Origin of the sequence: Actinacidiphila rubida (assembly GCF_900110255.1) — a bacterium.
Taxonomy (GTDB): Bacteria; Actinomycetota; Actinomycetes; order Streptomycetales; family Streptomycetaceae; genus Actinacidiphila; species Actinacidiphila rubida.
This window is the reverse complement of record NZ_FODD01000004.1, coordinates 1-22362: the sequence shown is the minus strand read 5'-3', so window position 1 is coordinate 22362 and position 22362 is coordinate 1. Positions and strand designations below refer to the sequence as shown.

The following is a 22362-nucleotide window of genomic DNA, read 5'->3' as shown; positions in this document are numbered from 1 at the left end:
GATGGCAGGGCACACGGGGGAATCGGCTGGAAGGACGCGCCATGGCATGGCATGAGGATCTGCTGGTCGGCTTCGACCTGGAGACCACGGGGACGGATCCGCGCCAGGCGCGGATCGTGACGGCCGCGGTCACCGAGGTGAAGAGCGGCGAGCCGGTGCGGCACCGGGCCTGGCTCGCGAACCCCGGCGTGCCGATCCCGGCGGAGACCACGGCCATACACGGCGTCAGCACCCAGCGGGCGGCCGCCGAGGGGCGGCCGGCTCCGGAGGTCGTGGCGGAGGTCGCCGACGCGCTGCGCCGCCACTGGGCGGCCGGGGTGCCCGTGGTGGTCTACAACGCGCCGTTCGACCTGACGCTGCTCGACGAGGAGTTGCGGCGGTACGCGCTGCCGCCGCTGGTGGCCGAGGGCGGCACGCCCGGCCCCGTCATCGACCCGCTGGTGCTGGACCGCGCGCTCGACCGGTACCGCCGCGGCAAGCGCACCCTGGAGGCCGCCTGCCAGGTCTACGGCGTCGCCCTGGACGGCGCGCACGACGCGGGGGTGGACGCCCTCGCCGCGGTCCGCGTGGCCCGCGCCCTGGCCCTGCGCTTCCCCGAGGTCGCCGAGGCCGACCTCGCCGACCTCCAGACCCGTCAGACCGCCTGGTACGCCTCCTGGGCCGAGGACTTCGCCGCGTGGCTCGCCAGGAAGGGCTCCCAGGACACCCAGGTCGACACCGCCTGGCCCCTGCGTACGTCCGTCCCCCTGCGCGGCTGACACCGGGTGCCGGCGGGTACCTCGCCGCGGGGGCCGGTGGCGCCCGTAGGCGGGAGGGCCGCCATCAGAACGGATACCAGCGGACCGTGGGGTCGCCGGCGCGCAGGGAGGCGACGCGGCGGCGGAACTCGGTGAGGGCCGCGGGGTTGGCGGGGGCGTGCTGGGCGACCCAGGCGCAGCTGGCGGTCTCGCGGGCGCCGCGCAGGACCTCGCAGCCGGGCCAGGCGGCGACGTCCCAGCCGTACGCGGCGGTGAAGGCGTCGTACGCGGCGGCGGGCACGCCGTAGCGGTCACGGCTGAGGGTGTGCACGACGAGGTCGTGCTCGCGCAGGTCGGAGGAGAAGGTCTCCAGGTCGACCAGGACCGGGCCGTCCGGGCCGATGTGCACGTTGCGGGGCAGCGCGTCGCCGTGGATCGGACCGGGCGTCAGGTGGGGTTCGAGGGCCGCGGCCGCGTCCGCGAAACCGTCCCTGCGCCTGCGCAGGAACGCCGCGTCGGCCGGGTCGACGGCGTCGCCGGCCAGCCGCAGCCAGCGCTCGACGCCGCCGAGCAGATCCCGCGGCGGCAGGCCGAAGTCCGGTTCGGGCAGGGCGTGGACGCGCAGCAGCAGCGGCGCGACGTCAGCCGGTTCGGCGGGCCGCAGCGACTCCGGCAGCCGCTGCCAGTACGTCACCGGGTGACCCTCGACGAGCCGCACCTCGGACTCGGCCGAGCGCACCGCGGGCACGTCGTGCTTGGCGAGCCAGTCCGCGGTGCGGACCTCGCGCCGGGCCCGGTCCAGCAGGTCGGCGCCCCGGCCGACCTTGATCACCAGGCGGCCGGCCGCGAACACCGCGTTCTCCCCGAAGGACAGCAGGTCGGCCTGGGCGTGGCCGGCCGCGTCCAGTACCGCCCGCGCCCGTTCCTGCGTGAACACCGCGTCCGCCATGTCCAGCCTCTCGCCTTCCGTCCGCCTGCTGGGGTGTCCGACCGATCGCATATGCCGCGGTCATCGGCCGTTCGTTCGGACACAGGCAAGTCTCGCACCCTCGCCCCCGGGAATTCCGTCGGGTTTCCCAGGAATCCGCGGCGCATACGTACCCACGGGTGCGATGAGTTACGGCTGCGCGCGCGGTCGATATCCCAGAGGCCCCGATGCGGGACCTCGGGCCCCGCCGGCCCCGTCGAAGGCCGGTGCGGGCCGGTGCGGGCCGACGCGTGCCGGCGCGTGCTGAGGACGTGTCCGGACCGGCCGGGAGGAGCGAGTGTGGCGGCGGACCGCGACCCGCAGGAACCGGCCTGTCCGGATCCCGTCGAGCGCCTGGTCACGGTGGACGTCAGCGGCCTGCCGGCCGCCGCCGAGCCACCGGACAGCCAGGCCCTCGGCGGTCTCGGCGCGGTCGCCGCGCTGGCCCGCCTGCGCCTGGCCGCCCGCCGCACCGGTCACCGCGTGCGGCTGCGCGGTGCCTCGGCGGACCTGCGAGCCCTGGTCGAACTGGCCGGTCTAGCCGGGGAGTTCGAGTGGGAGGCCGAAGAGGGGGAACAGGTGCTCGGTGTCGAGGAATGAGCTGAGACCGGTGATCCGGCCGTCGGTGACGTCCAGCACCTGCAGCGCCCACGCGCGGTGGCCGCCGTCGGGGTCGGGACGGTACTGGCCGAAGCCCGGTGCGCCGTTCGCACTCACCGGGAGGAGGCGCGAGCCCTTGCAGCCGGCGCCGGTGCCCAGGAACCAGGCGCGTATCTCCTCGCGACCGCGCAGCCACAGCGGGTAGGGCGGCATGTTCAGCGTGGCGTCCTCGTGCAGCAGGCTGGTCAGCGAGTCCAGGTCGTAGCGCTCGAACGCGTCGACGTAGCGAGCCAGCAGGGCCTCCTGCGCGCCGTCCATCGGCGCGGCGGGCGGGACGTCGGCGCCCACCTCGGCCTCGGCGAGGGTGGCCCGGGCGCGCTGCAGCGCGCTGTTCACCGAGGCGACGGTGGTGCCGAGCAGCTCGGCGGTCTCGCTCGCCTTCCACGCCAGCACCTCGCGCAGGATCAGCACCGCGCGCTGCCGCGGCGGCAGGTGCTGCAGCGCGGCGACGAACGCCAGCCGGATCGTCTCGCGGGAGACCACCACGTCGGCCGGGTCGCCGGCGCCCGCGGCGGGCACGGCGCGGGCGTCCGGCACCGGCTCGACCCACATCGACTCCGGCGTCATGTCCGGCAGCACCGCGCCGGCGTGCGAGGCGGGCGACAGGTCCATCGGCCGGGCGCGGCGCTTGCCCGCGTTCAGGCTGTCCAGGCACACGTTGGTGGCGATCCGGTACAGCCACGAGCGGAGCGACGAGCGTCCCTCGAAGCGGTCGGCCGCGCGCCAGGCGCGGACCAGGGTCTCCTGCACCGCGTCCTCGGCCTCGAAGACCGAGCCGAGCATGCGGTAGCAGTAGCCGGTCAGTTCGACCCGGTAGTCCTCCAGCCGGCTCTCCACCTCGCCGGCGGACGGAACCACCGCGGCGCTTGCGCTGCTGTTCCTTGCGGTCATGTTTCCCACCGTACTAGCGGGCACCGACAGCGCCCCCGTACCCGGGCGGGTACGGGGGCGCTGCGCTGCCCCGCGGGGGCCGTGCGGGGCGGTCGGCGGCGGGCGCGGGGCCCGTCAGTAGCGGCCGTGGCCCGTCGGCACCGGGGGAGCGGTCGGGGCCTGCGGGGCGGCGGGCGCCGCGGCGGCCGGCTCGTCGTGGGTCAGGTCCGGCAGGCGGTGCATCCAGCGCGGCAGGTACCAGTTGCGGTCGCCGAGCAGGCTCATCACCGCCGGCAGCAGCACCCCGCGGATCACCGTGGCGTCGATGAGCACCGCGAAGGCCAGGCCGACGCCCATCTGCTTCATGCTCTGCATGGACAGCGTCCCGAAGATCGCGAACACCGCCACCATGATCACCGCGGCGCTGGTCACCACGCCCGCGGTGGTGGTGATGCCCTGCTCGATGGCGGCCTTGGTGGTCAGGCCGCGCATGCGGGCCTCGCGGATCCGGGAGACCACGAAGACGTGGTAGTCCATGCTCAGCCCGAACAGGATCACGAAGAGGAACAGCGGCAGCCAGGCCACCACGGCGCCGGTGCCGGTCGCGCCGACCAGCGAGGCGCCCCAGCCGTGCTGGAAGACCATGGTCAGCACGCCGTAGGCCGCACCCACCGAGAGCAGGTTGAGCACCACCGAGGTCAGCGCGATGGTCAGCGACCTGAAGGACAGCAGCATCAGCACGAAGGCGAAGACCGTCACGAAGGCGAACACCGGCGGGACGCTGCTGGTGATCTTGTGGTTGAAGTCCATGGAACCCGCGGTCTCGCCCGTGATCGGCGCCCGCAGTCCGGCGACCTTCCCGAGCGTGGCGGGGCGGACGTGGTCGCGCAGCAGGTGGAGGTCGGCCTCCGCCTTGCCGCGGTCGGTCCCGCCGGCCAGCGGCACGTGGATCTCGGCGATGTTCCGGTCGGCGTGCACGGTCAGGGTGACCGGCCCCGGCTGGCGCCGGAGGAGACGGCCTGGGCGCGGAAGTCGGCGATGGCCCGGGTGACGGCCGGTGCCGTGATGTCGTCGGCCTTGACGACGACGTGGGCCGGGTCCGGGCCGCCGGGGAACGCGGCGTTGATCGCCTCGTAGGTCTGGACGACCTTCAGGTGGCCGCCGAGCTCCTGGTCCATGGACAGGTTCGCGGTGTGCATGCCGAACGCGGGGATCGCGATCGCCACCAGCACTCCGCCGGCCAGCACCGTGGCGGCCTTCGGGCTGCGCAGCACCGGGCGCAGCACGGTCCGCCAGAAGCGGCTGCCGCCGCCGGCGGGACCGGCGGCCGGAGCGCCCTTCCGCGCGGCCCGGCGCAGGAACGGCAGCCGGCCCTTCTCGACGCGCTCGCCGAGCAGCGACAGCAGCGCGGGCAGCACGGTGACCGAGCCGATCATCGCGATGGCGACGACGATCATGGTCGCCACGCCCATCGCCTCGAAGTCCCCGATGCCGGTGAACAGCATGCCGGCCATGGCCACGATCACGGTGATGCCGGAGATCAGGATGGCCCGGCCGGAGGTCGCCGCGGCGATCCGCAGCGCGGTCGCCGGGTCGTGCCCCGCGGCCCGCTCCTCGCGCTCCCGGCGCAGGTAGAACAGGCAGTAGTCGACGCCGACGGCCAGACCCACCAGCAGCATCACGGAGTTGGCGGTGTCGCTCATCGGCACCGCGTGGCTGACCAGGGCGACGACGCCGGTGGCGCCGAGGAACGCGGTCATGGCCAGCACGACCGGCAGCAGTGCGGCGACCAGCGCGCCGAACGCGACGAGCAGGATGCCGAGCGCCACCGGCAGGGCCGAGTACTCGGCGGTCTTGAAGTCCGAGCCGAAGGCGTGGTTGACCGCCTGCTCGGAGCTGGCGTCGCCGAACTCGGCGATCTTCAGGTCCTGGTGGCCGCCCTGGACCTTGTCGACGGCGTCGAGGACGGGCTGCACCTGGTCGGCGGCCTTGTCCTTCGGTCCTGCCATGTCGAACCGGACCAGCGCGGAGCGGTGGTCGGCCGAGACGGCCCTGGTGGTGTACGGCGACTCGACGGCGGTGACCTTGCCGGTGCCCTTGACCGCGGCCACCACGTCGCCGACGGCGGCCCGGAAGGCCGGGTCGTCCACGGTGGTGCCGGCGTGCCGGGCCTGGATCAGGACCATCTCGCTCGCCGTGTCGGCCAGTCCGGCGTCGTCCATGATCGTGGCCGCCTGCGAGACCTCGCCGGGCATCGCCCGGTCCTCGTCGACGTCGTGGCGGCCGGCGGCCTGCCCGATGACCACGACCAGGACGACGAGCAGCAGCCAGCCGCCCACCGCCGCCCAGCGGTGGCGGGCGCTCCAACTGCCCATCGCCGCCGCGATGCCCATCCTGCTGCCGTGCGTGCGTCCGCGTGCGCGACTCACGGTGTGCCCCCTTGTGTGGATCGTCGTGGTGGCGGCGACCTGCCGCTCTGACCACCTACGACGCTAGGGGCGGGGGGCGGCCCGACCCATCCGGCCAACTGGTGAGTTCGGGGAGGGCGTTCTCCCCCTCAGGGGTGGGGAGAACCCCACCCCCGACGGGAGGATGCCCCTTACACCCGGTACCGCGCGGGGGCGCGCGGGCCGGAGCGCGCCGCAGGTCAGCGGCGTGGAGCGGGGGGCTGCAGGCCGAACGCGGCGGTCTTCAGGGACCGCCGCATGGCCAGCGCGAGCGGCTGCTCGGCGTACCGGTGCACCACGTACGACAGCGCCACGAGTGCCGCGACCGAGACCGCGACCAGCAGCCGCGGGTCCATCCGGTCGCCGTAGTAGTGGGCGAGCGTCATTCCCGTCACGTCGTGCAGCAGGTAGAGCGGGAACGTCAGCGTGCCGGCCGTGGTCAGCAGCCGCCAGCGCACCCACCGGGTCCAGCCCAGGGCGATCGCCGCGACGAGCCCGTAGAACACCGTGATCGTCAGCACCAGCCAGCCGCGCCACGGCGACCAGGTGTCCCAGTTGTTGCTGCCGCCGCTGGGCGCCAGCAGGAAGTGCAGGGCCAGCAGCCAGGACATCGCGACGATGCCCCACAGCAGTGGCGTCGACCGGTACCGGTACATCAGGTAGAACGCCATGCCGCCGATGAAGTACGGCGCCGAGGTCGGATTGGCGAGCAGCGTCAGCAGCGGCAGGTCGGCGCTGGGCGCGATGACCGCGGCGACCGTCCACAGCCCGCAGAAGACCACCACCCGCCGGTAGCTCAGCCCCTTCCACACCACCACCGCGAAGGTGAGGTAGAAGCACAGCTCCGGCCAGAGCGTCCAGTACACCGGGTCGAGGTTGTCCACCCCGAGAGGGCGCTGCATCATCGTGAAGTTCGCGAACAGCAGCCGCGGGTTGGGGTGCCCGAACGGGCTGTCGGTGAGATAGATCACCGCCGCGGACACCGCGATGGCCAGCCAGTACATCGGGTAGAGCCGGGTGACGCGGGAGATGAAGAAGTCCCGCGGGGTGCGTCCCCAGGCGCTCATGCAGATGACGAATCCGCTGATCAGGAAGAACAGGTCGACGCCCAGGCGCCCGAAGGCGAAGTACTGGTGGGCGGCGGGAAAGGTCTCCTGGTAGGGGCGGCCCCAGATGCCGATCATCGACCATCTGGTCTGCCCCATGAAGTGGAACAGCACCACCGACATCGCCGCGGCGAACCGCAGCCCGTCCAGCGCCGGCAGCCGGTCCTTGCGCACTCCCGGCCGGGCCTGGCCCGCCGGGGCGGGGGCCGCCCTGGGGGGCGGCGTACCGAGCGCCGCTCCGCGTCCTGCCGCACTGCCGGCGCTGCCGGCCGCCGTGGTCCCCGTCGGCTCCCCCGTCGTCGTGCCTACGTCATCCCCTCCGCTTCCTGTCCCGCCGGGCTGGAATATCTCCTCGGTCTGGGTCATGCATCCGCCGTTTCCGGTCTCGTCCTCCAGGTCATGGGCTCCGGAAGCCTCGGTCGGTCGACCGCTCGGCGGGCCGAAAGGGTTGTCCTCAGGCCACGATCAGGTGTCCGACCGGCAGACGCGCGTCGTCGTACCGGCGCAGCAGCAGCTCCGCCAGTTCCGGCGCCGCCCCGAGTACCGGAGCCAGCACGTCCGCCCCGGCCTCCCGGGCGCCGCGCGCGATGCGGTCCGGCAGGAAGCCGGGCGCGATGACGTACGGCGCGACCGCGACCGACCTTACGCCCTCCGCTCTGAGCTGCCGAACGGCCTCATCCGTACGGGGGAGGGACGCGGAGGCGAACGCGGGCCGCACGGCGCGCCAGCCGGAACGCTGCCAGCGGCGGGCGATGCCGTCGACGACGGCGCGCGCCTCGGGGTCGGTGGAGCCGGCACAGGCCAGCACGACGCCGGTGGCGGCACGGTCGGCGGCGGTCAGCCCGGCCTCGCGCAGCCGCCGTTCCAGCGCGGCCGTCAGCAGCGGTGAGGGGCCGAGCACCTGCGCGGTGCGCACCCGCAACGCGGGCAGCTGCGCGGTGGCTTCGCGCAGAACGGCGGGAATGTCGGACTTGGCATGGAATGCTCGGGTCAACAGCAGGGGGAGGGCCACGACGTCGCGCACTCCGTCCGACGCGAGCCGGCGCACCGCCTGCGGCACCGAGGGCGCGTTGAAGTCCAGGAACGACGTCTCCACCCGCAGTCCCGGCCGCGCCGCCGCCACCCGCCCGGCCAGCGCGTGCACGGTCGCCGCGTGCCGCGGGTCGCGCGAGCCGTGCGCGACGATCAGCAGCGGCGGCCCGGCGGCCGGCGCCCCCAACGGCGGCGCGAGCGGCCGCGGGGACGGCGGCGGGGACGGGAAGACGCGGCGCACGGTCACTGGCTCCTGGCGGTCAGGCCGCGGCTGCGCAGCACCCACCGCTCCAGCGGGCTGAAGACGATGAGGTCGATGGCGATGCCGACGGCCAGAATCATGAGAATGGCCAGCAGGACCTGCGACATGTCCGAGTTGGTGCGGGCGTTCTCGAGGAACTGCCCCAGCCCCAGCCCGAGATCGGGCGAGGAGGCGATCAGCTCGGCGGCCATCAGCGACCGCCAGGAGAACGCCCAGCCCTGCTTGAGGCCGGCCGTGTAGCCCGGCAGCGCCGCCGGAAGCAGCACGAACCAGGCGCTGCGGACCCCGCGCGCCCCCATGGTCCGCCCGGCCCGCAGGTACAGCGGCGGCACCTGGTCGATGCCGGCCACCAGGCCGTTGGCGATCGAGGGCACGGCCCCGAGCAGGATCACCGCGTACATCGCCGAACTGGTGATGCCCAGCCAGATCACGGCGGCCGGCACCCACGCCACCGAAGGCAGCGACTGGAGGCCCGTCAGGATCGGGCCGATCGCCGCGCGCACGACCTTCACCCGGGCGACCAGCAGGCCGAGGGGTGTCCCGATCAGCACGGCCACGACGAAGCCCAGCAGGCCGCGCTCCACGCTCGTCCAGATGACGCTGAACAGGATGCCCTGGTCCCACAGGTCGCCCAGGGCGGACGCGACCGAGCGGGGACTGGGCAGCTTGTACGACGGCGTCAGCTTCAGTGTGTACGCCACCTGCCAGGCCACCAGCACCAGCACGATCGCGACGACCGGCGGCAGCACCTTCTGCACCAGCAGCCGGCCCAGCGGCGACCGCTCGACCGTCACCGTCTCCAGCGCGTCGAGGCCGGCCTCCAGGCCCGACAGGTCGCCGCCGCGGACCCCGGCCTCGGCGGCCGGTGCCGGCGTCTTGTCGAGCGGTGCGGCGGCCGCGGCCTCCGCACCGTCCGTCCCCGTCTCAGTGCTGGCCATGGCGGCGGATCTCCCCACGCAGTTCTTCGGTGATCTCGACGGACAGGTCCGCCACGGCGGCGTCCTCGATGCGGCGCGGCTGCGGGATGTCGATGGCCCACTCGCGGTTGATCCGGCCGGGCCGGGAGGACAGCAGCACCACACGCTGCGCCAGCCGGACCGCCTCCCGCACGTTGTGCGTCACGAACAGCACCGACAGCGAGGTCTCCGACCAGATCCGGGTCAGCTCGTCGTGCAGCACGTCCCGGGTGATCGCGTCGAGCGCAGCGAACGGCTCGTCCATCAGCAGCAGTTGGCTGTCCTGGGCGAGCGCCCTGGCGAGCGCCACACGCTGCCGCATACCACCGGACAGCTCGTGCACCCGCTTGCGGTGGGCGCCGCCGAGGCGGACCAGCTCCAGCAGCCGCTCGGCCTCCGTGCGGCGCTCCTCGCGCGGCACCCCGCGCAGCCGCAGCGCCAGTTCGATGTTCCTGCCCGCGGTCAGCCACGGGAACAGGGCGTGCTCCTGGAACATCAGGGCCGGCCGCCCGCCGGGAGTGGCGATGGTCCCGGCGGACGGCTCGTCGAGCCCCGCCACCAGATTGAGCAGCGTGGACTTGCCGCAGCCCGACGCGCCCAGGAGGCACACGAACTCGCCCGGCCGCACATCGAGGGCGATGTCGTCCAGCACGAGCTGCTGGGCGCCGGGGCGGCCGAACGCCTTCGACACGTGGTCGATCCGCGCGGCGTAGGCGGCGGTCTCCGTGCCCGGAGCGGCGGCACTGGTGAGAGTGTCGGCCATCGGTGTCACCTCCTGGGTCTGTCGGGTGCTGGCGTCTGGGAGTGCTGCGGTCGGGCGGCGGGGCGCGGCGCTCCTACTCGGTGCCGAGGCCCGCGGCGGACACCGCCGGCTGCCCCTGCGCCTTGAGGACCTTGTTGAGCAGCGTCAGGTCGTAGATGCCGTCCAGCTTCGGGGACTTGAGCAGGCCGGCGGCCACCGCGTGGTCCGCCTCGTCCTTGGCGGTGGACGCCAGCGGGTCGTCCAGCACCTTGATCGACGCCCAGGCCGGGTCGAGCACGGCGGCCGGAAGCGCCTTCTGGGTCAGCGCCTTGAGCTGGTCGTTGGCGTCGGCCTTCGCCTTGTCGGGGTTGGCGTTGATCCACGCGTTGGTCTTCACCGAGCCGCGCAGCACCGCCTCGACGACGTCCGGGTGAGCCGTCAGGAACTTCTGCGACACGATGACGTTGGTGATCACGAACTGCTTCTGGGGCCACAGCGTGCTCTCGTCCAGCAGCACCTTGGCGCCCTCGGAGACCAGCTTGGACGCGGTGGGCTCCGGCACCCACGCGCCGTCGATGGAGCCGTTCTTGTAGGCGTCGGGGGTGATCTTGTTGTCGGTGCGGATCACCGACACGTCGCCCTTGCCGCTCTGCGCGTCGACGTGCCAGCCCTGGGACTTGATCCAGTTCAGCAGGGCCACGTCCTGGGTGTTGCCGAGCTGCGGGGTGGCGATCTTCTTGCCCTTGACGTCCGCCAGGGTCTTGATCTTCGCCGGGTTGACCACCAGCTTCACGCCGCCCGACGCGGAGCCGGAGATGATGCGCAGGTCGCTGCCCTGCGACTTGGTGTAGCCGTTGATCGACGGCGAGGGGCCGATCCAGCCGATGTCGATGGAGCCGGCGTTCAGCGCCTCGATCTCCGCCGGACCCGCGTTGAACGTGGCCTGCTTGATCTTGGTGCTGCCCAGCGCCTGCTGGAAGAAGCCCTCCTTGAGGCCGACCAGCGCGGTGGCGTGGGTCAGGTTCGGGAAGTAGCCGATCTTCACCTCGTCGGCCGAGAGCTTGGCGCCGCTCGGGCTCGCCGCGGGCGCCGCGGCGGAGGCGTTGTCGTCGGTGCTGGACTTGTCGGAACCGTAGCCGCAGGCGGCCAGAGCGCCGATGAGGATCGGCAGGGCGGCGGCCGCGGCGACGAGTCTGCGGCGGCGGGAGGAGGAACGGGCCAGCGGGCGGGGCAGGGCAGACACGTGGGTGTCCTTTCGTAAGGCCCGGCGTGTCGCGCCCAGACGGGTCAGGGCGCGGCCGGAGTGGCGTCAGGTCTTCGAGAGGGCTGCGGCGCGGGACGCGCCGCACGGACGGGAGAGGAGGTCGCGGTCAGCACGCACATCGCGCCACTCCTCCCGTGCCCGCGCCGAGCGTGCCGCTGCCGACGCGACCGCCCTCCTTCGCGAAGCCCGAGAAGGCCTCCTGAGCCAGCTGGGACATCGTCAGAAGTCCCATCCCTCGTCGTCCCCGGCCGCGGCCGCCGCCGGGGGCGGCTGCGCGGCGAAGGCCTCGCCGGCCATGCCGGCGGTCAGAGTCGTGCCGTCCGCCGGGTCGATCAGCAGGAACGATCCGGTCAGCCGCGAGTCCGCGTAGGCGTCGATCGGCAGCGGCTCCGCGGTGCGCAGCACCACCGCGCCGATGTCGTTGACGGCCAGCTCGGCCGGGTCGTTCTCGTGCGCCAGCCCGTGCGACAGGTCGATCCGGTACGGCAGTTCCTTCACCAGCGCCTTGACGGTGCGGGTGCCGTGCTTGAGCAGCACCCGGCTGCCGACCCGCAGCGCACGCTCGTGCAGGTGGCACACCGTCGCCCGGACGTCCTGGGTGACGGCCGGCGCGGACGCGGTCGGCGCGATCAGGTCGCCGCGCGAGACGTCCAGGTCGTCGGCGAGCAGCAGCGTCACCGACTGCGGCGCCCACGCGGTGTCCACGCTCGTGCCCAGCACGTCGATGCCGGTGATCGTGGTGGTGCGGCCCGACGGCAGGACCGTCACCGGGTCGCCGACCCGCAGCATGCCGGAGGCGATCCGGCCGGCGTAGCCGCGGTAGTCGGGGTGGCCGGCGGTCTGCGGGCGGATCACGTACTGCACCGGGAACCGCGGCGGGCAGGCGGCCAGGTCGTGGCTGACCGGCACCGTCTCCAGGTGCTCCAGCACCGTCGGGCCGCCGTACCAGTCCATGTGCGCCGACGGCTCGACCACGTTGTCGCCGGCCAGCGCCGAGATCGGGATCGCGGTGATGTCCGGGACGCCCAGCGACGCGGCGTACGCGGTGAACTCCTCGGCGATCGCGGCGAACACGGGCTCCGCGTAGTCGACGAGGTCCATCTTGTTCACGGCCAGCACCACGTGCGGCACCCGCAGCAGGGCGGCGACCGCGGCGTGCCGGCGGGTCTGCTCGACCACGCCGTTGCGGGCGTCGACCAGGACCACCGCCAGCTCGGCGGTGGACGCGCCGGTGACCATGTTCCGGGTGTACTGCACGTGCCCCGGGGTGTCGGCGAGGATGAACCGGCGCCGGGGGGTGGCGAAGTAGCGGTAGGCCACGTCGATGGTGATGCCCTGCTCGCGCTCGGCCCGCAGGCCGTCGGTGAGCAGCGCCAGGTCCGGCGCGTCGTGGCCGCGGATCTGCGACGCGCGCTCGACCGCCTCCAACTGGTCGGTGAGCACCGACTTGGAGTCGTGCAGCAGCCGGCCGACCAGGGTCGACTTGCCGTCGTCCACCGAACCGGCGGTGGCGAAGCGCAGCAGGGTCGTCGCCGACAGGGCCTCTGCGGTGATCGGGCTCGTGGTGCTGGTCATGGCTAGAAGTACCCCTCGCGCTTCCGGTCCTCCATCGCGGCCTCGGACATCTTGTCGTCCGCCCGGGTCGCGCCCCGCTCGGTCAGCCGGGAGGCGGCGATCTCCGCGATCACCGTGTCGAGCGTCGTGGCGTCCGAGTCCACCGCGCCGGTGCAGGACATGTCGCCGACCGTGCGGTAGCGCACCAGCCGGGTCTCCACGGCCTCGCCGTCCTTCGGGCCGCCCCACTCGCCGGCGGTCAGCCACATCCCGGACCGCTGGAACACCTCGCGCTCGTGCGCGAAGTAGATCTCCGGCAGCGCGATGTCCTCGCGGGCGATGTACTGCCACACGTCCAGCTCGGTCCAGTTGGACAGCGGGAAGACCCGGACGTGCTCGCCGGGCGCGTGCCGCCCGTTGTACAGCTGCCACAGCTCCGGACGCTGCCGGCGCGGGTCCCATTGCGAGAACTCGTCGCGCAGGCTGAACACCCGCTCCTTGGCGCGGGCCTTCTCCTCGTCGCGGCGGCCGCCGCCGAACACCGCGTCGAACCGCAGCTCGCGGATCGCGTCGGTGAGCGGCACGGTCTGCAGCGGGTTGCGGGTGCCGTCCGGGCGCTCGCGCAGCCGGCCGTCGTCGATGTAGTCCTGCACGCTCGCCACGTGCAGCCGCAGGGAGTGCTCGGCGACCGTGCGGTCGCGGAACTCCAGCACCTCCGGGAAGTTGTGGCCCGTGTCCACGTGCAGCAGGGAGAACGGCACCGCGGCCGGAGCGAACGCCTTCAGCGCCAGGTGCAGCATCAGGATCGAGTCCTTGCCGCCGGAGAACAGCACCACCGGCCGCTCGAACTCGCCCGCCACCTCGCGGAAGATGTGCACCGCCTCGGACTCCAGCGCGTCCAGGTGCGAGAGCGCGTACGGACTGTCCGTCGCCCCGCCGTGCGCAACGGTCGTCGTCATGCTGTGCCCCTTTCGCGGGCTTCTCCGCCCCCGCGGCGTGAACGCTCGGATGTCGCTGTCGCCTGCGGCCCGGTGGCCGCGGGTGCGTCGCCCGCTGTGCCCCTTTCGCGGGCTTCTCCGCCCCCGCGGCGTGAACGCTCGGATGTCGCTGTCGCCTGCGGCCCGGTGGCCGCGGGTGCGTCGCCCGCCGGGCCCCTTTCGCGGGCTTCTCGAGCAAGGGCGTCGCCCGTCACCAGGCCGCGTTCGGCGAGCAGCGCCCACACGGCGGCCGCGGACTCCTCGACGGCGCGGTCCTGCGTCTCGATCCGCAGGTCCGGGTCCTCGGGCACCTCGTACGGGTCGTCCACGCCGGTCAGCCCGGAGAGTTCGCCCGCGGCCTGCCTGGCGTAGAGGCCCTTGACGTCCCTGACGGAGCAGACGTCGACCGGTGTGGCGACGTGCACCTCCACGTAGCCCGTGCCCTGGGCCTGGTGGCGTTTGCGGACCGCCTCGCGGCTGTCCGTGTACGGCGCGATGACCGGCACCAGCACCAGCACCCCGTGGGAGGCGAGCAGTTCGGCGACGAAGCCGATCCGCTGCACGTTGGTGTGCCGGTCCTCGCGGCTGAAGCCGAGGCCCGCGGAGAGGAACTCGCGGATCTCGTCCCCGTCGAGCACCTCGACGCGGCGGCCCGCGCCGCGCAGCCGCTCCGCCAGCGCGTGCGCGATGGTGGTCTTGCCCGCGCTCGGCAGACCGGTCAGCCAGACCGTGGCCCCGGTGCTCATCCCGCTCTCGCTCTCCTGAACCGTCGTCCGCGACGCCGTCACTGGTGGATCCCGCACTCGGTCTTGCCGAGCCCCGCCCAGCGTCCGGCGCGCGCGTCCTCACCCTCCAGCACCCGGCGGGTGCAGGGCGCGCAGCCGATCGACGCGTAGCCGTCCATCAGCAGCGGGTTGGTGAGGACGCCGTGCTCGGCGACGTAGGACTCCACGTCGTCCTGTGTCCAGCGCGCGATCGGGGCGATCTTGACCTTCCGGCGGCGGGCGTCCCAGCTGACCACCGGCGTGTTCGCGCGGGTCGGGGACTCGTCGCGGCGCAGCCCGGTCGCCCAGGCGTCGTAGCCGCGCAGGCCCTCCTCCAGCGGCGCCACCTTGCGCAGCGCGCAGCACCGGTCGGGGTCGCGGTCGTGCAGCCGCGGCCCGTACTCGGCGTCCTGCTCGGCCACCGTCTGCCGCGGGGTGAGCGTGATGACGTTGACGTCCATCACCGCCGCGACCGCGTCCCGGGTGCCGATGGTCTCCGGGAAGTGGTAGCCCGTGTCGAGGAAGACCACGTCCACACCGGGCAGCGCCCGCGAGGCCAGGTGCGCCACGACCGCGTCCTCCATCGAGGACGTGACGCAGAAGCGCCGGCCGAAGGTGCCGGCGGCCCAGCGCAGCACGTCGAGCGCCGACGCCTCCTCCAGGTCGCGGCCGGCCTGTACGGCCAGCCGCTCCAGTTCTTCCGCCGTGTGCTGAGCGGTGGTCACGAAGCGCCTCCATGCGGGGAGTCCGGTGCGGAGTGCTGGGACGGAGCGGCCCTGAACCCCTCGGCGAGCAGGCCGAGGAACTTCAGCTGGAACGCGCGGTTGCAGGCCCGGCACTCCCACGCGCCGTGGCCCTCCTCCGACGGGCGGAGGTCCTCGTCGCCGCAGTAGGGGCAGTAGAACGGTGCGGCACGCTCGCTCATGACAGCGCCCCCTCGTCGGCCCGTGCCGCCCACTGCGCGAAGCGCTCGCCGTCGGTGCGCTGCTCCTGGAAGCGGGTCAGCACCCGCTCGATGTAGTCCGGGAGTTCGGCCGCGGTGACCTTCAGGCCGCGGACCTTGCGGCCGAAGCCGGGGTCCAGGCCCAGGCCGCCGCCGAGGTGGACCTGGTAGCCCTCGACCTGGTTGCCGTCGGCGTCGGTCACCAGCTGGCCCTTGAGGCCGATGTCCGCGGTCTGGATCCGTGCGCAGGAGTTCGGGCAGCCGTTGATGTTGATGCCGATCGGCGAGTCGAACTCCGGCAGCCTGCGCTCCAGTTCGTCGATGAGCGTGGAGGCCCGCTCCTTGGTCTCGACGATCGCGAGCTTGCAGAACTCGATGCCGGTGCAGGCCATCGTCCCGCGCCGGAACGAGGACGGCCGCACCCGCAGGTCCATCGCTTCCAGGGCCGCCGTCAGCGACTCGATCCGGTCCTCGGCCACGTCGAGCACGAGCATCTTCTGGTCGGTGGTGGTGCGCAGCCGGTCCGAACCGTGCCCGGCGGCGACCTCCGCGATCTTGGTGAGCGTGGCGCCGTCCACCCGGCCGACCCGCGGGGCGAACCCGACGTAGTAGCGGCCGTCCTTCTGCCGGTGCACGCCGACGTGGTCGCGCCAGACCTGCCGGGGGAGTTCGGGGGCCGGACCGTCGACAAGCTCCCGCTTCAGGTACTCCTCCTCCAGCACCTGGCGGAACTTCTCCGGGCCCCAGTCGGCCATCAGGAACTTCAGCCGGGCGCGGGAGCGCAGCCGCCGGTAGCCGTAGTCACGGAAGATGCCGACGACGCCCGCCCACACCTCGGGCACCTCGGCCAGCGGCACCCACGCGTTCAGCCGCTCGCCCAGCCGCGGGTTGGTGGACAGGCCGCCGCCCACCCACAGGTCGAACCCCGGCCCGTGCTCGGGGTGTTCGACCCCGACGAACGCCAGGTCGTTGATCTCGTGGACGACGTCCAGCAGCGGCGACCCGGAGATCGCGGTCTTGAACTTGCGCGGCAGGTTGGAGAACTCCCTGCTGCCGATGTAGCGCTCGGTGATCTCGTCGATCGCGGGCGTGCCGTCGATGATCTCGTCCTCGGCGATGCCCGCGACGGGCGAGCCGACGATGACGCGCGGCACGTCGCCGCACGCCTCGGTGGTGGACAGGCCCACGCCCTCCAGCCGTCGCCAGATCTCCGGGACGTCCTCGATGCGGATCCAGTGCAGCTGGATGTTCTGCCGGTCGGTGATGTCCGCGGTGCCGCGGGCGAACTCCTGCGAGACCTCGCCGATCACCCGCAGCTGGGCCACCGTCAGCCGGCCGCCGTCGACCCGCACCCGCATCATGAAGTAGCGGTCGTCCAGCTCCTCGGGCTCCAGCACGGCGGTCCGGCCGCCGTCGATCCCGGGGCGGCGCTGGGTGTACAGGCCCCACCACCGCATGCGGCCGCGCAGGTCGGCGCCGTCGATCGAGTCGAAACCCCGGTGGGCGTAGATCGTCTCAATACGTGTCCGCACATTGAGACCGTCGTCGTCCTTCTTCGTCTGCTCGTTGGCGTTGAGCGGAGTGAAGTGGCCCTTGGCCCACTGGCCCTCACCGCGGTGGCGCCCGGACTTGCGGCGGGCGGCCGCCGCGGCGCTCCTGGCCGGGGTCTGCGGTTGATCGGGGCTGGCAGCCATGGCGATGCGTCCTTCGGGCAGGCTCGAAATGCGGTCGGAACAACGCGGAGGAACCCTGCGGCCTGGGAGAACGCCTGGAGGTGAGGCTCAACGGGGCAGCGGGGAACCGCACACGTCCACGACGACGGGGAGGGCGGGGGAGTGGTGCTGAACTCGGTCAGCGTGCTGTCAGCCCGCCGGACAGATGGCGCTGGACACGCGGCAGAAGTCGACGTGCGGCCGACCTACCAAGGCGATTCCAGTGCGCGACATGACGGAAGCGTGGCACGCGGGTCTTCGGGCAGTCCACCGTTATCCGTCATGTGGACTCGATCATCTCGATCAGTGAGACACTGTGGTGTGGGTCACGCGGAAGCCGCGCCGCTGGTAGTTGCCCAGCGCATGGGGGCCGTCCAGCGAGCACGTGTGCACCCACACCCGGCGGGTCTCCGGCCGCCCCGGCCAGCGCCCGGCCAGGTCCCAGGCCCGCGCGGTGCCGAACGACAGCAGGTGGCCGCCGAGGCCCCTGCCCCGGAACGCCGGCAGCAGCCCGAAGTACGCGATCTCCACGGCCCCTTCGTCCTGCGCGTCCAGCTCGATGTAGCCGGCAGGCGTGCCGCGCTCGTACGCGATCCACACCTCCGCGCCCGGCCGCTCCAGATGCGCCTGCCACTGCTCGGCCGGCCACGGCAGCCGGTCGACCCACGACACGTCGCCGCCGACCGCCGCGTACAGGAAGCGGCCCAGCACCCCCGAGGGCACCTCGGCCCGCACCACCGTGACACCGGGCAGCGCCGGCTCGGCCGCCGGCCGCAGCTCCTCGGGCGCGTTCTGCTCCAGATACCAGGTGGTCACAGGGGTGCTCATGCCGCACACCCTACGATGCGGCCGGCACCCGCCCGCCGGGCGGTCCGGCTCAGCGCCGCGCGGCCAGCACCACCGGCGCCACCGAGTGCGGCAGCAGGTCCAGCGGGTTCTCCGGCCGGACCAGCGCCACGTCCACGCCGTCCGCGAACCGGTACGGCCGGTGCGCCAGCACGCCCGCCAGACTGCGGCGCAGCCGCGACAGCTCGGCGCGGACCGTCACCGTCCGGCTCGGGTCCCCGAACAGGTCGCCCGCCAGCTCCGCCGCGCTCCGCCCGTCCCGGTGCACCGCCAGCACGAACAGCAGCTCGGCATGGCGCGGGCTCAGCGTCTGCGTCCAACTGCCCGCCGGCCCGGACACCGTGAGCGACGCCGACCGCGGACGGCTCACGTCCAGCACCACCCGGCCCGCGTCCGGCGCCCGCTCCCCGCCGTCCACCCGGATCAGCCAGCCCCCCGGCAGCGGCTCCGCCGTGCACATCCCCAGCGACGGCAGCCACAGCGGCCCCGCCCCCATCGACGCCGGCAGCGCCACGCGATCCGGCGGCGCCATGCCGGTCACCGCCGCCGTCCAGCCGTTGCGGTCCACGGCCAGAGCCTGGCCCCCGATCCGCGCCAGGATCGGCGCCGCCATCGCCCGCAGCCCCTCCACCGCCGCCCAGTGCCGCGACCGCAACTCGCCCTCCGCGACCCGTGCCACCGCCGCCACCAGCGACAGCGTCGCCGGATGCAGCGTCGCGGCCGGACCACTGACGTCCACCACCCCCAGCAGCCGCCCGTCCCGCGGATCGTGCAGCGGCGCCGCGGCACACGTCCAGCCGTGGTGCGTGCGGACGAAGTGCTCGGCGGAGTGCACCTGAAGGGGCGACCGGGTGATGAGCGCCGTGCCGATCGCGTTGGTGCCCACCACCTCCTCGGCCCAGGACGCGCCCTCCGCGAACCCCAGGCGGTCCGCGCTCCTGCGCACCGCGAGACTGCCGTCCCGCCACAGCAGCCGGCCGTCGGCGTCGGTGACGACCATGATGTGCCAGGCCGCGTCCGCGACCGACACCAGACCCTCGCGCAGCACCGGCAGGAGGTCGCCGAGCGGCGACGACCGGCGGCGGTGCTCGATCTCCTCCGTGGCGATCAGGCCGTTGTGCCCGCCCACGTCCGGATCCACGCCGTGTCCCAGCGCCCGGGTCCACGACTGTCCGATCACCGTGCGCGGCTCCTCCGGCGGCACGCTCCCGGCGAGGGCCGCCTCCCGGACCGAGGCCAGCAGATGGGGCGACCTGCGGACGTCCAGGCCGTCGAGCCGCCCGAGCCCGCTCGGAAGAAACGCCACGTCGCTCCCACCCTGGATCCCTCATCCGCCGCGGCCCGCGGCGTGCAACGGAATGCAACGGTTGCGAGCCTACGCGACTTGGACGGAGAGTGACGGGGCGTCACCGTACTCGGGCTGCACCCATGCACCCCCTGCGCGGTCGGCCTACGAGACAGAGGGTGGTGCCGAGTCGGCGCGGCGCCACCCTCTGCTTTTTTTGGGGCCTTTTTTTGCCGGGCTTTCGCCTCCGGGCTCCCCCAGCTACCGCTGGGAGGTGCCCCCACCCTTTCGACAGCGGCGCGCCCTTTGGCTCAAGCCCTACGAGGTCCTTCTGGGGCACCCCTCTCGGCGCGGCTCGGAAGTGGCCGGGTACGAGTCCCGGTCACGGGGGACGGGCTTTCCGGCGAGAGAGGCGCGGGGACGTCAGTGTTCCGTCGGTCGGGCGCGGGTGACGAGGGAGGCGAGGTCGAGGGTGGGGGGGAGGGTGCCGAAGGTCGTGCCCCAGTCCGGGCCGAGCCGGGACGCGGCGAAGGCGTCGGCGACGGCGGGCGGGGCGAACCGGACCAGGAGCGAGCCCTGGAGGACCAGGGCCATGCGTTCGACGATGCGGCGGGCGCGCGCCTCGATCCCCTCCAGGTCGCCGAGTTCGCCCAGCAGGTCCTTGACCGCCGCGTCCAGCCGGTGGTCGGCGCCGCGGGCCCGGCCGATCTCCACGAGGAACGCGTTCAGTGCCTGCGGCTCGCGCTGCAGCACCCGCAGCACGTCCAGCGCCTGCACGTTGCCCGAGCCCTCCCACACGGAGTTCAGCGGGGACTCGCGGAACAGCCGCGGCATGCCCGACTCCTCGACGTAGCCGTTGCCGCCGAGGCACTCCAGCGCCTCGGCGGCGATCACCGGGCAGCGCTTGGTCACCCAGTACTTGGTCACGGCCACCCCGAGGCGGCGGAACGCCCGCTCCTGCTCGGTGTCCGCGTCGTACGCCGCCGCCAGGCGCATCGCCGTCGTGGTCGCCGCCTCCGACTCCAGTGCCATGTCGGCCAGCACGTTCCGCATGAGCGGCTTGTCGACGAGCGGACCGCCGAACGCCGAGCGGTGCGTCGCGTGGTGCACCGCCTGCGCCACCGCCTGCCGCATCAGGGCCGCCGAGCCCACCGCGCAGTCGAGCCGGGTGGCCGCCACCATCTCGATGATGGTCGCCACACCGCGCCCCACCTCGCCCACCCGGCGGGCCCACGTCCCGGCGAACTCCACCTCCAGGAGGCGTTGGAGCGGTTGCCGAGCTTGTCCTTGAGCCGCTGGATCGCGAAGACGTTGCGCGTGCCGTCGGCCAGCACCCGCGGCACCAGGAAGCAGGTCAGCCGGTCCCGCCCGCCCTCGTCCACCTGTGCCAGGACCAGGAAACCGTCCGACATCGGCGCCGAGCAGAACCACTTGTGACCGGTGAGCGTGTACGTGCCGTCCTCGGCGAGCGGCACGGCCCGCGTCGTGTTGGCGCGCACGTCGGAGCCGCCCTGCTTCTCCGTCATGCCCATACCGAACAGCGCGCCCGGCTTCTCGCCCGCCGGCACCAGGCGCGGGTCGTACACGTGCGACCCCAGCCGCGGCTCCCACTCGGCGGCCAGTTCCGGGTCGGTGCGCAGCGCCGGCACCGCGGCGTGCGTCATCGACAGCGGGCAGCCGTGCCCGGCCTCGACCTGCGTCCACACCAGGAAGCCCGCCGCCCGCCGCAGGTGCCCGTCCGGCCGTGACCAGGCGTCGGTCAGCCCCGCGGTGATCGCGTGACCGAGCAGCCGGTGCCAGGCCGGATGGAACTCGACCTCGTCGATCCGGTGCCCGTAGCGGTCGTGCGTCCGCAGCACCGGCGGGTGGGCGTTGGCCTGCTCACCCCACTTCTGCGCCTGCGCGGATCCCGCCGAGATCCCGAGAAGGCGCAGCTCCGCGTCGATCTCGGCGAACCGTTCCGGGTCCGCGTGCCGCCCGACGGCCTCGCTGAGCACGCTGTCGGTGCGGTACACGTCATGCCCCACCAGGGGCGGAGCCTGATTCGTGACCGTGTGAGTGGGGGCTGTCATGCCAGCTAACGTAAGGGGGTGCAAGCAGCAGAAGAAAGAAGCCACCGGCGTCCCGGACGCTGGCGCCGTGCGCGGGCCCTGTACCGCAACGTCTCCAAGCGCAAGGTGGCCTGGCTGCTGCTGAAGGACACGATCAACTCCTGCATGGAGTACCGCGTCACCGGGCTCGCCGCGGAGGCCGCGTTCTTCGTGCTGCTGTCGCTGCCGCCGCTGCTGCTCGGGCTCGTCGGCGCGCTCGGCTACGTCGACACCGTCATCGGTCTCGACACCATAGACCACATACGTCACAACATCCTGCGGGCGTCGTCGACGGTGCTCTCCGACAAGGGCGTCAACCAGCTGGTCAAGCCGCTCGTCGACGACGTCTTCCACGGCCGGCGGCCGGACCTGATCTCGCTCGGCTTCGTCATCGCCCTGTGGTCGGGGTCCCGCGCGGTCAACGTCTTCGTGGACACCATCACGATCATGTACGGCCTGGAGGGCCGCCGCGGCATCGTCCGCACGCGGCTGATGTCGCTCGCGCTGTACGTCGTCGCCCTGATCCTCGGCGCGGCCGTGCTGCCGCTGGTGGTGGTCGGGCCGAGCGCGGTGACCGACGTGCTGCCCGGCGGCGCGGGCCTGATGAACATCCTGTACTGGCCATTCGTGCTGCTGGCCTCGGTCGCCTTCCTCACCACGCTCTACCACGTGTCGGTCCCCGTGCGGGCGCCCTGGTACGAGGACGTCCCGGGCGCGCTCGTCGCCCTCCTGATGTGGGTGATAGGCAGCTTCGTCCTGCGCATCTACCTGACGCACGCGGTCGAGGGGCCGACGATCTACGGGTCGCTGGCGGCGCCTGTGGCGGTGCTGCTGTGGATCGGCGTCTCGGCGTTCGCCGTGCTGGTGGGCGCGGCGGTCAACGCGGCCGCCGACCGGGTGTGGCCGTCGCTGGCGACGGCCGCGGCACGCGAGGAGAACGCGCGGCGCCGCGAGGCGGCGGCGGCCGACGTGGTGGCCCGGGCCGCGGCCCGGCGGGCCCGCCAGGCGTTCGGCGACGAGGACGCGCCTCCGGCGGAGTACCCCGAGCGATGGGCGGACTTCCTCCCCCACGCCGACGTCCGCTCCCGGCTCCGCCCCCGCCGCGACCAGGTCCCCCCGCCCTCCGCCCCACCCCGCCCCTCGTCCCC

18 protein-coding genes and 3 pseudogenes are annotated in these 22362 nt (G+C 73.2%); 3 read left to right on the top strand and 18 right to left on the bottom strand.

Going from position 1 to position 22362, the window contains the following annotated elements; all coding sequences use genetic code 11:
- Nucleotides 1-41 precede the first annotated feature (41 nt).
- Nucleotides 42-758 carry a 3'-5' exonuclease gene (locus tag BMW99_RS04750; RefSeq protein ID WP_069465632.1) on the top strand — a complete coding sequence of 239 codons (717 nt, stop codon included), beginning with the start codon at nucleotides 42-44 and terminating at the stop codon, nucleotides 756-758.
- Between the two features lie 64 nt (nucleotides 759-822).
- On the opposite strand, the gene BMW99_RS04745 is transcribed toward BMW99_RS04750, so the two are convergent.
- The gene (locus BMW99_RS04745; RefSeq protein ID WP_069465633.1) at nucleotides 823-1686 is read right to left on the bottom strand and encodes an aminoglycoside phosphotransferase family protein; all 864 of its coding nucleotides are present in this window, start codon (nucleotides 1684-1686) and stop codon (nucleotides 823-825) included.
- A 318-nt stretch (nucleotides 1687-2004) separates the two neighbouring features.
- Here BMW99_RS04745 and BMW99_RS04740 point away from each other — a divergent pair, with 318 nt between their 5' ends.
- The gene (locus tag BMW99_RS04740) at nucleotides 2005-2304 is read left to right on the top strand and encodes a hypothetical protein (RefSeq protein ID WP_069465634.1); all 300 of its coding nucleotides are present in this window, start codon (nucleotides 2005-2007) and stop codon (nucleotides 2302-2304) included.
- Here BMW99_RS04740 and BMW99_RS04735 read toward each other — a convergent pair.
- The 17 genes and pseudogenes from BMW99_RS04735 to BMW99_RS04660 all read right to left on the bottom strand — a co-directional run bounded on the left by BMW99_RS04735 (nucleotide 2242) and on the right by BMW99_RS04660 (nucleotide 21196).
- On the bottom strand, nucleotides 2242-3255 hold the full coding sequence (locus BMW99_RS04735; protein ID WP_069465635.1) for a sigma-70 family RNA polymerase sigma factor: 1014 nt from the start codon (nucleotides 3253-3255) through the stop codon (nucleotides 2242-2244). The genes BMW99_RS04740 and BMW99_RS04735 overlap by 63 nt on opposite strands.
- Nucleotides 3256-3369: 114 nt before the next feature.
- Nucleotides 3370-5627, bottom strand: a pseudogene (locus tag BMW99_RS04730) (MMPL family transporter).
- Nucleotides 5628-5881: 254 nt separating this feature from the next.
- Complete coding sequence (locus BMW99_RS04725) at nucleotides 5882-7153, bottom strand: acyltransferase family protein (protein WP_079175932.1); 1272 nt, start codon at nucleotides 7151-7153, stop codon at nucleotides 5882-5884.
- Between the two features lie 88 nt (nucleotides 7154-7241).
- On the bottom strand, nucleotides 7242-8006 hold the full coding sequence (locus tag BMW99_RS04720) for a sirohydrochlorin chelatase (RefSeq protein ID WP_075016351.1): 765 nt from the start codon (nucleotides 8004-8006) through the stop codon (nucleotides 7242-7244).
- Between the two features lie 56 nt (nucleotides 8007-8062).
- Nucleotides 8063-9019 (bottom strand): ABC transporter permease, encoded by a 957-nt coding sequence (locus BMW99_RS04715; RefSeq protein WP_075016287.1) that lies wholly within the window; start codon nucleotides 9017-9019, stop codon nucleotides 8063-8065.
- Nucleotides 9006-9809, bottom strand: a complete 804-nt coding sequence (locus BMW99_RS04710) for an ABC transporter ATP-binding protein (RefSeq protein ID WP_075016286.1) — start codon at nucleotides 9807-9809, stop codon at nucleotides 9006-9008. Before BMW99_RS04710 ends, BMW99_RS04715 begins: the two co-directional genes overlap by 14 nt.
- A gap of 64 nt (nucleotides 9810-9873) precedes the next feature.
- Nucleotides 9874-11022 (bottom strand): aliphatic sulfonate ABC transporter substrate-binding protein, encoded by a 1149-nt coding sequence (locus BMW99_RS04705; RefSeq protein ID WP_245791202.1) that lies wholly within the window; start codon nucleotides 11020-11022, stop codon nucleotides 9874-9876.
- A 240-nt stretch (nucleotides 11023-11262) separates the two neighbouring features.
- Nucleotides 11263-12618: a sulfate adenylyltransferase subunit 1 gene (locus BMW99_RS04700; RefSeq protein WP_075016285.1), complete on the bottom strand. Its 1356-nt coding sequence runs from the start codon at nucleotides 12616-12618 to the stop codon at nucleotides 11263-11265.
- A 2-nt stretch (nucleotides 12619-12620) separates the two neighbouring features.
- Nucleotides 12621-13556: a sulfate adenylyltransferase subunit CysD gene (cysD, locus tag BMW99_RS04695; protein ID WP_069464101.1), complete on the bottom strand. Its 936-nt coding sequence runs from the start codon at nucleotides 13554-13556 to the stop codon at nucleotides 12621-12623.
- Between the two features lie 233 nt (nucleotides 13557-13789).
- Nucleotides 13790-14362, bottom strand: a pseudogene (cysC, locus tag BMW99_RS04690) (adenylyl-sulfate kinase); the annotation flags it as partial.
- On the bottom strand, nucleotides 14359-15063 hold the full coding sequence (locus tag BMW99_RS04685) for a phosphoadenylyl-sulfate reductase (protein WP_069464100.1): 705 nt from the start codon (nucleotides 15061-15063) through the stop codon (nucleotides 14359-14361). The gene BMW99_RS04685 and the pseudogene cysC, both read right to left, overlap by 4 nt.
- Nucleotides 15060-15263, bottom strand: coding sequence for a hypothetical protein (locus tag BMW99_RS04680; protein WP_069464099.1), 204 nt, complete (start codon nucleotides 15261-15263; stop codon nucleotides 15060-15062). Before BMW99_RS04680 ends, BMW99_RS04685 begins: the two co-directional genes overlap by 4 nt.
- A complete protein-coding gene (locus tag BMW99_RS04675; protein ID WP_069464098.1) occupies nucleotides 15260-16975 on the bottom strand; it encodes a nitrite/sulfite reductase in 1716 nt (571 codons plus the stop codon). Before BMW99_RS04675 ends, BMW99_RS04680 begins: the two co-directional genes overlap by 4 nt.
- 168 nt (nucleotides 16976-17143) lie before the next feature.
- Nucleotides 17144-17227: a putative leader peptide gene (locus tag BMW99_RS42870; protein ID WP_322899662.1), complete on the bottom strand. Its 84-nt coding sequence runs from the start codon at nucleotides 17225-17227 to the stop codon at nucleotides 17144-17146.
- A 69-nt stretch (nucleotides 17228-17296) separates the two neighbouring features.
- Nucleotides 17297-17821 carry a GNAT family N-acetyltransferase gene (locus tag BMW99_RS04670; protein WP_069464097.1) on the bottom strand — a complete coding sequence of 175 codons (525 nt, stop codon included), beginning with the start codon at nucleotides 17819-17821 and terminating at the stop codon, nucleotides 17297-17299.
- A 49-nt stretch (nucleotides 17822-17870) separates the two neighbouring features.
- Nucleotides 17871-19145: a GAF domain-containing protein gene (locus BMW99_RS04665; RefSeq protein WP_176735512.1), complete on the bottom strand. Its 1275-nt coding sequence runs from the start codon at nucleotides 19143-19145 to the stop codon at nucleotides 17871-17873.
- Nucleotides 19146-19547: 402 nt separating this feature from the next.
- A pseudogene (locus BMW99_RS04660) lies at nucleotides 19548-21196 on the bottom strand (acyl-CoA dehydrogenase family protein).
- Between the two features lie 18 nt (nucleotides 21197-21214).
- Between BMW99_RS04660 and BMW99_RS04655 the strand changes: the two are divergent.
- Nucleotides 21215-22362, top strand: a 1148-nt coding sequence (locus tag BMW99_RS04655; protein ID WP_107485334.1) for a YihY/virulence factor BrkB family protein, incomplete at its 3' end; no start/stop codon positions are given.